The following is a 14340-nucleotide window of genomic DNA, read 5'->3' on the forward strand; positions in this document are numbered from 1 at the left end:
CGATTTATTTTCCAAGGATTGACTGCGCGGCTACGTCCTATGATCGTGATGCGCATGAAAACGGGTGATAAAGAACTAGCTTTGGCTGCAAAAGACGGCGACGCAGATGCGTTTACGCTTTTGTTAGAGCGGTCCTATGATCGCCTGTTTGGTTTGTGTTTCCGCCTCATGGGCAGCCACGCAGAGGCCGAAGATTTATGCCAAGACATATGTGCTGCCTTGCCTGCGAAGCTCTCGCAGTTTGAGGGCGGATCTGCCTTTTCGACATGGCTTTATCGTGTGGTTGTGAACGCAGCCCACGACCGCCGTCGCCGCGCGAGTACGCGCGCGAAAGCAGCGCAGGGCTGGGGTGATTGGGAAGTGAACCGCACCGAAGCGATGCGAGAACAGGCAGAGGCGCAAGATTGGTTGACCCGCGCCGTGGGTACGCTGTCTGATGATTTGCGCGACACGGTTGCTTTGGTGATGGATGACATGAACCACCGCGAGGTGGGCGAGGTTTTGGGGGTGTCAGAAGGCACGGTAAGTTGGCGCATGAGCGAAGTGAAGAAACATTTAAAAGCCCTAAAGGAGAGCGAGCAATGAGCGATGATTTAGACGATCTCAAAGCTGCGTTTTCCGTAGCAACGCCTGCGCCCGATGCTAAGCGCCGCGTCGAAAATGTAGCGCTGGCACAAGAAAATTTTGCACGCCTCCAAGGATCGCCGGCCGAAGCACGTCCTATGAAAGACGCTCCAAGCATGGGCGTTTTTGCAAAAGGAATACGTGCGATGTTTGATGCAATATCTTCAAAAGCGGGTCTGACCGCGACGACAGCTTTGGCCGCGTTCGGCCTTGTGATGGTTCTTCCGGTGCTGCGCGAAGGCCCGCCTAAGGTGTTCACGCCACAGCCAGCTGTTCTCATCGAAGCGCCTGTGCTGGAGGAGCTAATCGCGACTGAACCCGAGGCAGATATGGCCGTCGGTGCGATAGCGAGTGAGATGGCACCCAGCCCGGTGCCCGCTCCGCGTATGTCGGCAAAGTCTCAAAGCCGCACGCGCGTTGCACCGGGCGCGGGCTTGATCGCGGATGCACCTGTGGTCGCGGTTGAAGCGGATACAGAAGCCTTCGCCAGCGTGCCGAAAAACACGTTGAAGGTGACCCGCGAAACGCCTGTGTCTACCTTTTCGGTTGATGTGGATACAGCCAGTTATTCAATTGTGCGCTCATCTTTGATGAACGGTCAATTGCCACCTGCGGCAGCTGTTCGGATTGAGGAAATGGTGAACTACTTCCCCTATGACTATGCTGCGCCGAGTGAGGGAGCCTTTGCCACCTCACTTGCTATGATGACGACGCCGTGGAACGAAAGCACGCAGCTTTTGCGTATCGCGCTGCAAGGCAAAATGCCAGAAGTAGAGGCGCGCCCACCACTAAACTTGGTCTTCTTGATTGATACATCAGGCTCGATGAACCAGCCGGATAAATTGCCTCTGCTCAAACAGTCCTTGCGCCTCATGCTTGGTCAATTGCGCGCGGAAGATCAGGTGGCGATTGTCGCTTATGCGGGCAGTGCAGGGCAGGTTCTTGAACCCACCGCCGCGCGCGAACGCGACACGATCCTTGGTGCGTTGGACAACCTTGCAGCAGGTGGTGGAACCAATGGACAGGCAGGTTTGCAGCAGGCCTATGCCCTTGCAAAGCAGATGCAAGACGAGGGCGAAGTCAGCCGCGTTCTGCTCGCGACGGATGGGGATTTCAACGTTGGTCTCAGCAATCCTGAAGCACTGAAAGACTACATTGCGGACAAGCGAGATAGTGGGATGTTCCTGTCTGTTCTTGGCTTTGGCCATGGCAATCTGGATGATGTGACGATGCAAGCTCTTGCGCAGAACGGCAATGGTCAGGCAAGCTATATTGATAGCCTGCCAGAGGCGCAAAAGGTGCTGGTGGATCAACTCACTGGCGCGTTTTTTCCTATTGCGAGTGACGTAAAGGTGCAGGTTGAATTCAACCCCGCGACCGTCGCAGAGTATCGTTTGATCGGCTATGAAACCCGTGCGTTAGCACGTGAGGATTTTAACAATGACAAGGTGGATGCGGGTGACATTGGTGCGGGCCATCAGGTGACTGCGCTCTATGAGGTCACGCTTGTTGGAAACGAAACGCAAGTGGATGCGCTGCGTTATGGCGAAAGCAGCGCAGACGGTTCGACAGATGAATTAGGATTTTTGAAGCTGCGGTTCAAAGAGCCGGGTGCGCAGGACAGTCAGTTGATCAAGCGTGCGATTCCGACGACGCTAGAACCCGACACAGAGCTTGAATTTGCGGCTGCTGTTTCCGGCTTTGGGGAGTTGCTGCGCGGGAGTGTGCGTCTTGGCAATTGGTCCTATAAAGAGGCAATCACGGCGGCGAGCAATGCGCGCGGGGAGGATAGTTTTGGCTATCGTGCAGAAGCGATCCAATTGATGCGCTTGGCTGCTTCGCTCAAGTAGCCTCACGTGCTGCAGCACGTGAGGTCACCTGTCACGAGATTGATCAGTTAATGGCTTTCGCCTCAACCACATCAGTCTTCACTGCGCCAGTGCGAGCAATCTCGATTTGGCGCGGTTTCAAGGCTTCGGGCACTTCGCGTGTTAGTTCGATATGGAGCATTCCATCTTCATGGCTCGCCCCTGTGACGCGCACATGATCTGCCAAATGGAAGCGCCGCTCGAACGCGCGGGTGGCGATGCCACGGTGCAAATAGGTCCGCTTTGTCGCGTCTTCGCCTTTGCGTGCGGTGACAAACAAAGCGCCTTCTTTCACCTCAACGGACAAGTCTGCGTCGGTAAATCCGGCCACCGCAATAGAGATCCGGTAGTAGTCATCGGAAGTCTTTTCGATGTTGTAGGGCGGATATGAATTGGGGCTGACATCGTTGGACATAACGTGGTCCATCATGTCTGCGATTTGGTCAAAACCGATGGATGCACGGTGCATCGGTGCGAAATCAAAAGTACGCATGGGTCATCCTCACTTGAGCAATAACAATATGTTAGTGGCCTTCCCATTCGGGACAGGCCGATTCACGCAACCCATCATTGGCGCTGCGATGCTATTGATTTGGGGAGGGGGTAAAGTGGTTTCAAGAGGGCGCGATGCCCAAAATATTTAAGGCTTCACAAACTTTGCTCCAGAAATCGTGCGCCCTTCGATGGTTTCGGCATTACGGCTTTCTTGCAAACCAATAACACTGAAGCGCCCGCGTTCGGCAGCAAGTTCAGCGCGCAAACGCGCGAGCGGGCTTTCCAAAGCAGTACCAAGTGAAACAGGTGTGCCCTTGACCTCTGCCTTCGCCGATACAACGGAAACGATCTTTGCTGTGTCTCCATCCATGCTGAAAATAGGTGCCCCCAACGAACCGAAATTTACGTCGCAGGACATCACCAAAACGCCCTTTTGACGCGCCATGACATGGCAAATTTCCTGCAAAGATGGGGCTTCTAAGCGATCCAATGCGTAAGGCACGACGCCGATCTTGTCGCCTTTCGCGGGGCGTTCGGCCGTCTCAAATGGGATTACTTGCGTGTTGCGGATCGGGCGATCCAATTCGATCAAAGCAAGGTCATTGCGCACGCGGTCTGTCGTCGCCGTTCCATCGTAGGAATATTCAGGATGCACCACCGCGCGGCGCACATTGCGATAGGCGGACGCGCGCCCATCGCGCCATCCTGCAAGAAATTCCATAATATCGTGATCAACCCGCAACCCCGTGTCGCGATCAAACAGACAATGCGCAGCTGTCAGCACCAAATCAGGCGCAATCAAAGCCCCCGTACAGAAACCTTTTCCGGCCACATCGAGGCGGCCTACAGCTTCCCAACCGCGCGACTCATCGCCTGTGTTGAGCCGCTTTAGCCCACTGGTTTGCGCATGCGCGCTCGTGGAAAAGGCCAAAGCCCATGCGATCAAAAAGGTGATCCGCGTCATGCCGTCTCCAAAATACGTTTCAAACTGGATAGAAACAGGATGAGGCAACAATAAGGCGCTTAGCGCAGAATGGGTACTTTTTGTATGCTTGGATTTCCATCCATTTTCGCAGGGCGGGGACCGCCTGTGGCCCAATCCAGCAGCTCTACCGTGTGAACCACGGGCACGCCAATCGCATAGCCGATTTGCATCATACAACCGATATTACCCGCTGCGATCACATCAGGGTTCGCGGCCATCAAAGTCTCGACTTTACGCTCTTTGAGCTGCGCAGAGATTTCTGGCTGCATCAGATTATATGTACCTGCAGAGCCACAGCACAGGTGGCTGTCTTTCGGTTCGACCACGCTAAAGCCGGCCTGCTTTAGTAGGTCTTTTGGCGCCGTCTTGATCTGTTGCCCATGCTGAAGCGAACAGGCCGCATGATAGGCAACGGTCATCCCAGGCGCACCACCTTCTGGCAGGTCCAGATCTTTCAAAACTTCGCTAACGTCTTTAGCAATAGCGGCAACGCGCTTGGCATCCGCCTCAAGTGGATCGCCCTCAAACATGTGACCGTAGTCCTTAACAGTTGTTCCGCATCCCGAGGTGTTGGTTACAATCGCATCAAGCCCGTTTTCGTCCATCTCACGTGTCCACGCTTTGATATTGGCGGCGGCGGCTTTGTGGCTTTCGCTTTGCTTGCCCATGTGATGCGTTAAAGCGCCACAACATCCTTGCCCTTCTGCGACGACGATTTCGCAGCCGAAGCGGGTCAGTAAACGGATCGTGGCATCATTGATATCCGTATCCAGAGCACGCTGCGCGCACCCCGTCATCAGGGCCACACGTTTTTTGCGCGTGGCGATTGGAGCGAAGGTCTGCGGATCATCATTGCGACTAACAGGTGGCACTTGTTTCGGGGCTATCGCGATCATCGCGCGTAGCCGCTTGTCAGGGATAAATCGCACAAACGGACGCGCCATTTTCGCTCCAAGCAGCGCAACACGAAAGCGCGTGGGATAGGGCAAAACCAAAGTAAGTACCCAACGCAAAGCGCGTTCGCTCAGGGGTCTTTTGTAGTTTTCCTCGATGTAGTTTCGCGCGTGATCGATTAAATGCATGTAGTGCACACCAGACGGACAGGTGCTCATGCAAGCAAGACAGCCTAAGCAGCGATCAATGTGCCCAACCGTTTTCGCGTCTGGCTCGCGTCCCGTCTCAAGCATATCCTTAATCAGATAGATGCGTCCACGCGGGCTATCCAGCTCATCGCCAAGCACTTGATATGTGGGGCAAGTCGCCGTGCAAAACCCGCAATGGACACAGGATCGCAGGATCTTGTTAGAGCGCTGGATTGAGGGGTCCTGCATTTGAACGTCACTAAACTCGGTCTTCATGCGACATCTCCCATAAGTCCAGGATTGAGTATGCCTTTCGGATCAAACCGCGCCCGCAGCTCAGCGCTGATCTTTGCAAGTGGTGCGGCCTCGGGATGGAACCGCGCTACCTGCTCAAAGCCTTTATCGTCGCTACGCATCAAAGTCGCATGACCTGGCACAGACATGCGTGCCCTAAGATCCGCGCGTTTGGGCATGTCGACCCACATCAATCCACCACCCCAATCGAGCAGCACAGCATGGGCACCAAGCGTATCAATCAGCTCAGGCGCATCACTTGGTTTCACGGAAACGCGCCAGAGATCACCAGTGCTTCCAGTAAACCCGCGCGCATCGCGAATGTCGCGCCAGAGCGTGTCACACTGCGCTTGATCATCCAGCATTTCGACTGTCCCAAACCCTGCCAAAACTTGTGTCAGCTTGTCAGCGCGATATCGAACCGATGCGTCAAATCCTTCCAGACGCAAGACAACCGCACCGTCCAAAGCTTGCGCAGCACCTGAAACTTCAAAAGGGGATCCCAAGGCGGCTGACATAGCAGCGACGGCCTGCTTTGCATTCAATCCTTCAATGCGCAAACATAGCTGCATTTCCACTTTCGGCATTACTTTCAATGAGACTTCGCTCAGCACACCCAAGGTGCCAAATGCGCCACTCATCAGCTTGACCAGATCATAGCCGGTGACGTTCTTCATCACGCGCCCGCCGTTCTTTGCGACAATGCCAGCGCCATCCACAAAGCGCACGCCAAGCATGAAATCACGACACGCACCAACAGAAATACGCCGCGAGCCTGATGCATTGCTGGCGGCAACTCCGCCAATTGTACTCGCGCCCGTGGTTCCAAGAACGTCGCGCAAATCAGGTGGCTCAAACGCGAGCCTTTGGTTTTCAGCTTTCAAAGCGGCCCCGATCTCGTCAAGCGTCGTGCCAGCACCCGCAACCATCGTCAAAGCGCCTGATTCATATAATGATATCCCTTGCAGACCACTGGTCTCCAAAACCTCGCCCTCAATTGGCCCAAGCAAACGAGTGCCGCCACCACGGATGCACAGGGGCGCTTTGGCGCTTGAAATCAAATCAGCCAATTCGGCTTCCGATGTGGGTTCCATCTTCTTTGGTCCTTAAATACCTCTGGGGAGTAGGTGTAGGCCGACGGGGGCAGCGCCCCCATTACTCAGCAGCAATTTGCGCGGAGCGCTTCGCATCTGACACATCCAGGGGGAACACTTTCGCAGGATTCAGGAGCCATTTGGGGTCAAATATGTCTTTCACAGCCATTTGCGCGTCCAAGTCAGCAGGCTTATATTGATACCCCATCAGGTCGCGCTTTTCGATTCCGACACCATGCTCGCCCGTCAAACAGCCACCCGCTTCAACGCAAAGCTTCAATATCTCGGCGCCCATCGCTTCGCATAACTCCAGATCGCCATCCTTATTGGCATCAAACAGAATAAGCGGATGCATATTGCCGTCGCCTGCGTGAAAGACATTGCCCACATCAAGGCCGTACTCTTTGGACAACTCACCAATTCGCCGCAAAACCATAGGTAGGGATGACACAGGGATCGTCCCATCAAGACACATGTAATCGTTGATCTGTCCCATCGCGCCAAACGCACTTTTACGGCCCAGCCAGATACGCGAGGCTTCATCTGCGTCTTTCGCTTCCCTGAATTCGATGGGGTTATGACGCTCTGCGATCTCACGAATCAAAGCAAGTTGCGCGTCAATTTCCGCCTCTGATCCTTCGACCTCGATGATCAGAACCGCTTCGCATAGTGGATACCCCGCATGCGCGTAATTCTCGACCACCTCAGTCACGCGGCGATCCATGAATTCAATGGCCACAGGCAAGACGCCCGCTTGAATAATGTCGGACACACAGGCCCCGGCGACTTCATTGCTATCAAAACCAACCAGCACAGGCCGCGCCCCTTCGGGCTTGTGCAGGATGCGCAATGTCGCTTCTGTCACAACACCAAGCTGACCCTCGGAACCACAGATGATGCCCAGCAGATCAAGCCCGCCACTGTCCAAATGTGCACCACCGATCTCGACGATTTCACCGTCCATCATCACCATGGTGACGCCAAGTAGATTGTTCGTGGTCACACCGTATTTCAAGCAATGCGCGCCGCCTGAATTCATCGCAATATTGCCCGCAATCGCACAGGCAAGCTGGCTGGATGGATCAGGCGCATAGAAGAAATCTTCCTCAGCAACTGCGCCAGATACACTTAGATTTGTACGCCCTGATTGCACACGGATCACGCGATTAGTGTAGTCGGTTTCAAGCACGTCATTCATTCGCGCAACCCCGAGGATCACACAGTCCGCAGTCGGCAAGGCCCCGCCCGCAAGTGAGGTGCCAGAACCGCGCGGTACCACAGGGACATTCATGTCATAACAAATGCGCAAAACGTCGGACACTTCCGCGGTGCTGCGTGGCAAAACCGCAAGCAGCGGCGGACATTTGTAGGCGGTCAGCGCATCGCACTCATAGGCGCGGGTTTCCATTTCATCTTCAATCACGGCGTCCTGCGGTAATACCGTCAGCAAACGCGCAACCAGTTCGGACTTGCGAGATAGTACAATCGGGTCAGGGCGTGGCATGTCCATGAAACAGTTCTTTCGATGATTGGTAATAAAATATAACCAATTTATAGAATTGGCAAGTACTGATTGGTTCGCGTATGTGGAAACATGGACATATTTAGCCGACTGACTCTCTTTTCATACGCTGATTACAGCGCATTTGGCCTCTTGTTGTTGCTCTGGTTTGTGATCGGATGGCGCATTGAACATCCCTCCACTAAACACGCATCCGTGTCAGTTTTGATGGCAGGCTACCGGCGCGAATGGATGCAGCAAATGATTACCCGTGATCCACGTATTTACGACGCGACGATCTTGGGTAACTTGCGTCAGGGTACAGCGTTCTTTGCATCCGCGAGCATGATCTCTATCGGCGGAGTTCTGGCGCTTTTTGGTAATACTGAACAACTTATTGGAATCGCAGATGATTTGACGCTTAACAGCGATCCAAACATTGTGTGGGAGCTGAAGCTCATGGTCACGCTATTCTTCGTGACCAACGCGTTCCTCAAGTTCGTTTGGTCAAACCGCCTGTTTGGATATTGCGCGGTTTTGATGTCTGCTGTGCCTAATGATGTAGACGACCCCCGCACCATGCCGCGCGCGATGCAAGCGGCGGAGATCAATGTTACCGCCGCTCGCGGGTTCAATCGTGGTTTGCGCTCCGTCTATTTTGGTCTCGCCTCAGCCGCGTGGCTTGCGGGGCCAATCGCGCTGATTGTGGCAAGCTTAATCACATGCCTTGTGCTCTGGCGCCGTGAATTCGCCTCGCGATCGCGCGACGTGTTGCTCTCGGGCGACGCTCACGACGCTTAACGCGCTTGTGATTGCCAGAATCGCGGTACCGACACTACATGGGGGGATATGAATCATACATCTTTCCTTATCGCGGCGCTTTTTGTGGCTGCGCCCGCCTTCGCTGAACAGCCTAAAGTCATCGATGCAACTGCGCATTCAACAGGTATGGGTTGGGATTTCTCCGTCACGATTGAACACCCTGATACAGGTTGGGATCACTATGCGGACGGTTGGGAAATTGTCGGATCGGACGGCACAGTGTTTGGCACGCGGGTGCTTCATCATCCCCACGTGAAGGAGCAACCCTTTACGCGTGGTTTGAGCAACGTGATGTTGCCCGATGGCACACGCGAAGTGTTCATTCGTGTAAAGTGTTCCGAAGACGGTTGGAAAGACAGCGGCTACAAGATCACTCTGTCGCGTTAACCGTTCAACGCCGCCCTTCGCGTAGCCACGCGGCCAAGATCAGCATCGACGCCAAAAGCAACACTAGCCATGCAGGCAGCAGTGCGGTTTGGCGCACGCTCAGCGTTTCATAGGCACCGCGCGGCGTTATCCCAAGCCATCCGCGTCCTGCCGCTGGACGACCTTCGCGCACGGTTCTGATCGTGGGCAGCCCATCTTCCAAACGCGCGACACCGCCCCGAGTTTGATCCACCAAAGGCCCCAAAAACTCTGCGGTGGCGATTGTTTTTTCGAACTCTCGCGGCGCGGCGGGGCCTAAACCGATTACCGTCTCATGCGCGTCATCGCGCAGACGATAGAGTCCGATATCAGTTCCTGTGTATTGTGCTTCAAAGCGACCAGGTTCAATCTCTGTCATGCTTAGCTCTGTCACACTGCCATCCGGCGCAGTCACACTTACAGGCGCGGCGCTTTCCTTCAAAGTGCGGCGAATGATGCGCATGTTTTGCCCTGTGGCTTCTGCCAGCAGCGCGTCCTCTTCCAATTCTGGCTCACCCATCATCCAATGGGCAAGACGGCGCAGCAATTCCAGCTGCGGACCCCCGCCTTCAAACCCACGGTTCCAAAGCCAGGCATGATCAGAAGCAAGCATTGCAACACGACCTTCTCCAACACGGTTCAGGATCAACAAAGGTTTTTCATTAACGCCCGTCATGACCACATCGCCTGCATTCGGCTCAACCTCGATTTGACGCATCCAGCGCCCCCAATCTTGGGTGTTGGGCAGGCCAGCCGTTACAGGATGGCGTTCGCCAAGTGGGCTGATACTTGGGCGGTACCCTTGCTCGATTACGCGCGCTGTAGGCGCGGCAGGCAAGATTTCAGCCAAGGGAGAACGGTAAATACTATAAGCCGACGCAAAATCAGGTCCGGCCGCAACCAGTACTGCGCCCCCGTCCTCAACATAGCGCGCTACGTTTTCGAGGTATAGCGAAGGCAGAATACCACGACGCTTGTAGCGATCAAAAATGATCAGATCGAAATCTTCGATCTTCTCCAAAAACAGCTCACGCGTTGGAAAGGCGATGAGGGACAGTTCTGACACGGGCACACCATCTTGCTTTTCCGGCGGACGCAGAATGGTGAAGTGTACCAGATCGACAGAGCTGTCGGATTTCAACAAATTGCGCCATGTGCGCCCGCCAGCGTGCGGTTCTCCAGAGACCAGCAAAACGCGCAAGCGATCCCGCACACCGTTCATCTGGATAAGCGCCGTGTTGTTGCGCGGGGTCAGCTCACCTTCCGCCTTCGGGACAGTGAACTGGATAACATTACGCCCACCGTGGGGCAGCGTAAGGGGCAACTCGATCTCTGCATCAGTTGGCACTTCAAAGCGTTGCGGTGGACCACCGTCAATCGAAATTTCTAGCGGCGCAAACCCAGTGCCCGTCGGGGCCGTGCCCATATCTTCGATCTTCAATGTGAGCGTCACAGGCTCGCCCAAAATTGCAAACGCTGGCGCGTTGGTGACGCTTAAACGGCGATCCCAATCGGTACTTTTCCCGCTAAGGAGCAGATGCAAAGGCGCTGGTAGATCCGGTGCGCGCTCCAGATCGTGTAAGCGTCCGTCGCTGACCAGAAAAGCGCCTGCGATACGGCCTTCGGGCAGCCCTGCAAGCGTGTCGTTCAGCACAGTGAGCAATTGCGTCCCCGCATCCCCTTGCCCGTCGGGCACAGAGACGCGCACAACGTCAATTTTGTCGCGTGCGTTTAACAATGCTGCCAGTTCAGCGCTCGCGTTTTCGGTGACACCTGCGCGTTCGGCCAGTCTTTGCGACGCGCTTTCGTCGCTGATAATCACCACAATATCGTTCAAAGCACCGCGTTCTTCACGTTGCAAACTTGGGCCTGCTAGCGCTGCAAGCACCACGATCCCAGCCAAACCACGTAACCATGCCCCGGCCAAACCCCTCCAAAGTGCGAGCGCGAGACCTGCAAATACCACAGCAGCTGCCGCTATCAGCAATGCCAAGGGGATAAGAGGATCAAAGACTAGCGTTTGTGTCATTGGCCTAGCCTGTCAAGAAGTGCGGGGACATGAACTTGATCGGATTTGTAGTTGCCTGTCAGTACATGCATCACCAGATTAACGCCAAAGCGATAGGCAAGCTCACGTTGCCGCTCCCCCGCGAAACCGCGCCCGATTTGGAAGACCGCGTTGCCACGACGGTCCATCGCCCAAGCCGCAGCCCAATCGTTACCACCAATCACCACGGGGCTGACACCGTCATTGAGGTTACGAAACGGCATGCCTTCGATGCGCTCTGCATCTTTGGGGGCGGCTTCAACCCAAAGATCACGCGCAGTGTGACGTCCTGGGAAATCCTGTAACAGATAGAATGTGCGCGTCAGCACGTGATCCTGCGGTAAAGGTTCCAAGGGTGGAATATCCAGCGGCGCTGCGAGCGTTTGCAACTTGCGCCCATTCGGACTTGCCGCGCCAAAACGCGCGATATCAGCGTCGCGTGTATCAAACAGAATCATCCCGCCAGAGCGCAGATACTCGTTCAGCTTGGCATAGGCGTTGGCAGAGGGCGTCGGCTGGCTTTGGGTGATTGGCCAGTAGAGAAGCGGGAAGAAGGCCAACTCATCCGCCTCCAGATCAACACCGATCGGATCGGATGGCTCGATTGAGGTTCTGTTAAACAGAGTCTGTGACAATCCGCGCAAACCCGCCTCGGCAGTGTTATCAATCGCGGTGTCGCGAGTGATGATGTGGCCGAGAACAAGTTCGGAGGATGCAGCCAAAGCGAAGCTATCTTGCTGCGCATCCGCGGGTGTAAGCCCAAACAACAGCACCGTCCCGATTCCCGCAATCGCACCGCGCAAGCGGCCAGACATGGCAAGGGATGCGACGATATCCAGCATCAAAAGCGCCAGAGAGAGGGACAGCAATATGCCACCAAGCGGCGTTTCCTCACGGGTTTGAAGCGGTTGAACATCCGTGCCGGCGGGCCAAACCGCCTCAGCCAAATCGGTATCGGCGGCGATCACATTGCGCGCCATTTTGCGCGCAGCGCTTTCATAAAGGCCCGGCTGTAGCTCGGGGCCAAGGGGCGCGCTGAGCAATTCTTCCCCTGCAACACCCGCGAGCGTGTCAGCCTCTAAGATGCGCCCAAACCCATCCATCACACGCAAAGGTTTCCACGTGCTGCCGTCCAAATCCCATTCTTGCGGGGTGCCCGCAAACGAGGAAATCGCAAGACGATCTAACATGTTAACGAAGAGGCCTGACAAAGGCAGGCTCGACCATTCCGTATTCGCGGTGACATGGAACAGAACGACCTGCCCTTCGCCCAAGGATTTGCGCGTGACCAAGGGCGTTCCATCGCTAAGCTCTGCAATCACGCGCGCGGCTAAGGTCGGATCAGGCTGCGCCATAACTTGCGAGCTTACATTTACATCCGCAGAAATCGCCAAGCCGAAGAAGGGGCTGTCTTCGGAAAACGGGGCCAGCCCCTTTGGGGTTCCCCAGCTCATCGCACCACCAACTGTGCGTCCGCCGGCGCGCAAGCGCACAGGCATCAACGTATCCTCACTCGCGCGGCTGACATCGCTTGCGGCAAGGCGCGATCCGGCGAAACGCACCAGCAATCCACCCGCTTCCACCCATTCTGTCAACTCTGCCTCCTCAGCGGGGGCCAAGGTTGCAACATCTGCGAGGATCACCACATCTGGTGAAGCGGGGAGTATATCAATCAGATTGCCTTCAAGCAGTTCCGCGTTCGGCTGCAAAGCTTGACGCAAATAATGCAGGGGCGAGAGCAGCTCCAACCCTTCGCGATCTTCAAGCCCTGCGATCAACGCAACCTCGCGGCGACGCAGGCTGTCGTCAGACAAGGTGACCGCACCAGCGGAACGCACACCGGAAATCGCGAAATGCGTGATGCGCGCGCGCAGCTCTGCGGGGAGCGAAATGTCCTGAACAGCGATCTTCGCACCGTTGTCAAAGGTAATGTCCGCGCTTGCGAGAATACGCGCAGCGCCGGATGGATCGGTGCCATGCACCTCGACTTGAACGCTGCGTGTTAGTCCCGCAACAGAACGACGCGCCTTTAATAAAGTCGCCCCGCCTTCAAACTGTGCGGGGGCAAGTGCGATGGCCTCACGTTCTGGGGCAAACACACGCAATGCACCCTTTTTGCTGAACAGGGTGGCGAAATCATCTCGCGTCTCGCGGTTCAATTCGTCAGACACCCAGATCGTATCGAAGCCTTGCTCTGGCAATAACGTCGCGAGTGTTTCGGTGTTGATGTTCGGCGCCCATGCTTGGGGGGCAAGACCTGCAATGTTGCTTTGCACTTCTGTTGCGGCTTGGAACGTCATTTGCTCTGGCGCGCTAAGGGACAAAAGTGCGGCGGTGCGATCCGCGCGTGCGGCGTCATCCAGAACGCGGTCGAGCAAGGCGATACGCGAAGACCAGTCCGGTGCGCTTGCCCAACTTGCATCCATCACGATTAACACAGGCCCGCGCCCGATCTCGTCGCTGTGTGGATTTAGAACAGGGCCCGCAAGTCCGATAATCAATGCTGCAAGGGCGATCATGCGCAGCAGCAAAAGCCACCAAGGGGTTCTGTCGCTGGTTTGTTCTTCGTCCTTCAGGCCGAGCAAAAGCGTAACACCTGGAAAGATACGTAGTATGGGCGCAGGAGGCACCGCACGCAGTATTATCCATAAGATTGGCAAGGCCACGAGTGTGAGCAAAAGCCAAGGGAACAGAAATCCGATTGTGCCAATCATACGGGTCGCTCCAAAGCGCGGTGCAGCCATAAAAGCGCTGTTTGCGCAGTGGCGTCCGTATGATGGGTCGCAAATTGCCAGCCTGTGACAGAACACAAATGGCGCAACTCTTCTTTGCGTTGCGCGAGTTTATCAAGATACCTCGCCTTTAGATCATTAGCTTTGAGGGTCTCGTAGCGCAGCGATCTACCTGCGCTTTCAAAGATCGTGCGACCATGGAAGGGAAAGCTCTCTTCAGCAGGGTCAAGCACTTGCATCAAAACACCACGCACACCGCGATCCGCGGCTTTGGCGAGGGCCGCTTTTACCGCTTCTACATCGCCCATGAAATCGGACACGAACAGCGCGCGCGCATGCGGTAGCATTGCGCGTGCTTCCGGCGCACCATATTCTGTGTCTGTGTCTGTGT

The 14340-nt window shown here is 55.5% G+C and carries 11 protein-coding genes and 1 pseudogene; 4 read left to right on the plus strand and 8 right to left on the minus strand.

The features are described from left to right. Nucleotides 1–54: 54 nt before the first annotated feature. Entirely contained in the window at nucleotides 55–585 is a 531-nt protein-coding gene (locus QZ280_RS04225; RefSeq protein WP_293441288.1) for an RNA polymerase sigma factor, read from the plus strand. Beyond that, on the plus strand, nucleotides 582–2474 hold the full coding sequence (locus tag QZ280_RS04230; RefSeq protein ID WP_293441289.1) for a VWA domain-containing protein: 1893 nt from the start codon (nucleotides 582–584) through the stop codon (nucleotides 2472–2474). The genes QZ280_RS04225 and QZ280_RS04230 overlap by 4 nt, the downstream gene beginning before the upstream one ends. Nucleotides 2475–2517: 43 nt before the next feature. Here the strand turns inward: QZ280_RS04230 and QZ280_RS04235 are convergent, their stop codons facing one another. The 5 genes from QZ280_RS04235 to QZ280_RS04255 all read right to left on the minus strand — a co-directional run bounded on the left by QZ280_RS04235 (nucleotide 2518) and on the right by QZ280_RS04255 (nucleotide 7952). Then, nucleotides 2518–2985, minus strand: coding sequence for an Hsp20 family protein (locus tag QZ280_RS04235; RefSeq protein WP_293441290.1), 468 nt, complete (start codon nucleotides 2983–2985; stop codon nucleotides 2518–2520). A gap of 147 nt (nucleotides 2986–3132) precedes the next feature. Further along, a complete protein-coding gene (locus QZ280_RS04240; protein WP_293441291.1) occupies nucleotides 3133–3951 on the minus strand; it encodes a trypsin-like serine protease in 819 nt (272 codons plus the stop codon). 59 nt (nucleotides 3952–4010) lie between these two features. Further along, complete coding sequence (gene glcF, locus QZ280_RS04245) at nucleotides 4011–5330, minus strand: glycolate oxidase subunit GlcF (RefSeq protein WP_293441292.1); 1320 nt, start codon at nucleotides 5328–5330, stop codon at nucleotides 4011–4013. Beyond that, nucleotides 5327–6442, minus strand: coding sequence for an FAD-binding protein (locus QZ280_RS04250; protein WP_293441293.1), 1116 nt, complete (start codon nucleotides 6440–6442; stop codon nucleotides 5327–5329). Before QZ280_RS04250 ends, glcF begins: the two co-directional genes overlap by 4 nt. A 61-nt stretch (nucleotides 6443–6503) precedes the next feature. Continuing rightward, a complete protein-coding gene (locus QZ280_RS04255; RefSeq protein WP_293441294.1) occupies nucleotides 6504–7952 on the minus strand; it encodes an FAD-linked oxidase C-terminal domain-containing protein in 1449 nt (482 codons plus the stop codon). A gap of 84 nt (nucleotides 7953–8036) precedes the next feature. On the opposite strand from QZ280_RS04255, the gene QZ280_RS04260 reads away from it, so the two are divergent. Further along, entirely contained in the window at nucleotides 8037–8744 is a 708-nt protein-coding gene (locus tag QZ280_RS04260) for a DUF599 domain-containing protein (protein ID WP_293441295.1), read from the plus strand. 48 nt (nucleotides 8745–8792) lie between these two features. After that, nucleotides 8793–9152 (plus strand): hypothetical protein, encoded by a 360-nt coding sequence (locus QZ280_RS04265; RefSeq protein ID WP_293441296.1) that lies wholly within the window; start codon nucleotides 8793–8795, stop codon nucleotides 9150–9152. A gap of 4 nt (nucleotides 9153–9156) precedes the next feature. Here QZ280_RS04265 and QZ280_RS04270 read toward each other — a convergent pair whose 3' ends face one another. From QZ280_RS04270 to QZ280_RS04280, 3 genes and pseudogenes are all read right to left on the minus strand, one after another. Continuing rightward, a complete protein-coding gene (locus tag QZ280_RS04270; RefSeq protein ID WP_293441297.1) occupies nucleotides 9157–11199 on the minus strand; it encodes a hypothetical protein in 2043 nt (680 codons plus the stop codon). Beyond that, nucleotides 11196–13961, minus strand: coding sequence for a DUF4159 domain-containing protein (locus QZ280_RS04275; protein WP_293441298.1), 2766 nt, complete (start codon nucleotides 13959–13961; stop codon nucleotides 11196–11198). The genes QZ280_RS04270 and QZ280_RS04275 overlap by 4 nt, the downstream gene beginning before the upstream one ends. Further along, nucleotides 13928–14340: pseudogene (locus tag QZ280_RS04280) on the minus strand (DUF58 domain-containing protein); the annotation flags it as partial. The gene QZ280_RS04275 and the pseudogene QZ280_RS04280, both read right to left, overlap by 34 nt.

Origin of the sequence: Planktotalea sp., assembly GCF_018607995.1 — a bacterium.
Lineage (GTDB): Bacteria > Pseudomonadota > Alphaproteobacteria > Rhodobacterales > Rhodobacteraceae > Planktotalea.

What these genes read in the sequence shown, in the direction of transcription:
- QZ280_RS04225 (WP_293441288.1), top strand. Translation starts at nt 55, where the DNA reads ATGAAAACGGGTGATAAAGAACTAGCTTTGGCTGCAAAAGACGGCGAC.
- QZ280_RS04230 (WP_293441289.1), top strand. Translation starts at nt 582, where the DNA reads ATGAGCGATGATTTAGACGATCTCAAAGCTGCGTTTTCCGTAGCAACG.
- QZ280_RS04235 (WP_293441290.1), bottom strand. Translation starts at nt 2,985, where the DNA reads ATGCGTACTTTTGATTTCGCACCGATGCACCGTGCATCCATCGGTTTT.
- QZ280_RS04240 (WP_293441291.1), bottom strand. Translation starts at nt 3,951, where the DNA reads ATGACGCGGATCACCTTTTTGATCGCATGGGCTTTGGCCTTTTCCACG.
- glcF (WP_293441292.1), bottom strand. Translation starts at nt 5,330, where the DNA reads ATGAAGACCGAGTTTAGTGACGTTCAAATGCAGGACCCCTCAATCCAG.
- QZ280_RS04250 (WP_293441293.1), bottom strand. Translation starts at nt 6,442, where the DNA reads ATGGAACCCACATCGGAAGCCGAATTGGCTGATTTGATTTCAAGCGCC.
- QZ280_RS04255 (WP_293441294.1), bottom strand. Translation starts at nt 7,952, where the DNA reads ATGGACATGCCACGCCCTGACCCGATTGTACTATCTCGCAAGTCCGAA.
- QZ280_RS04260 (WP_293441295.1), top strand. Translation starts at nt 8,037, where the DNA reads ATGGACATATTTAGCCGACTGACTCTCTTTTCATACGCTGATTACAGC.
- QZ280_RS04265 (WP_293441296.1), top strand. Translation starts at nt 8,793, where the DNA reads ATGAATCATACATCTTTCCTTATCGCGGCGCTTTTTGTGGCTGCGCCC.
- QZ280_RS04270 (WP_293441297.1), bottom strand. Translation starts at nt 11,199, where the DNA reads ATGACACAAACGCTAGTCTTTGATCCTCTTATCCCCTTGGCATTGCTG.
- QZ280_RS04275 (WP_293441298.1), bottom strand. Translation starts at nt 13,961, where the DNA reads ATGGCTGCACCGCGCTTTGGAGCGACCCGTATGATTGGCACAATCGGA.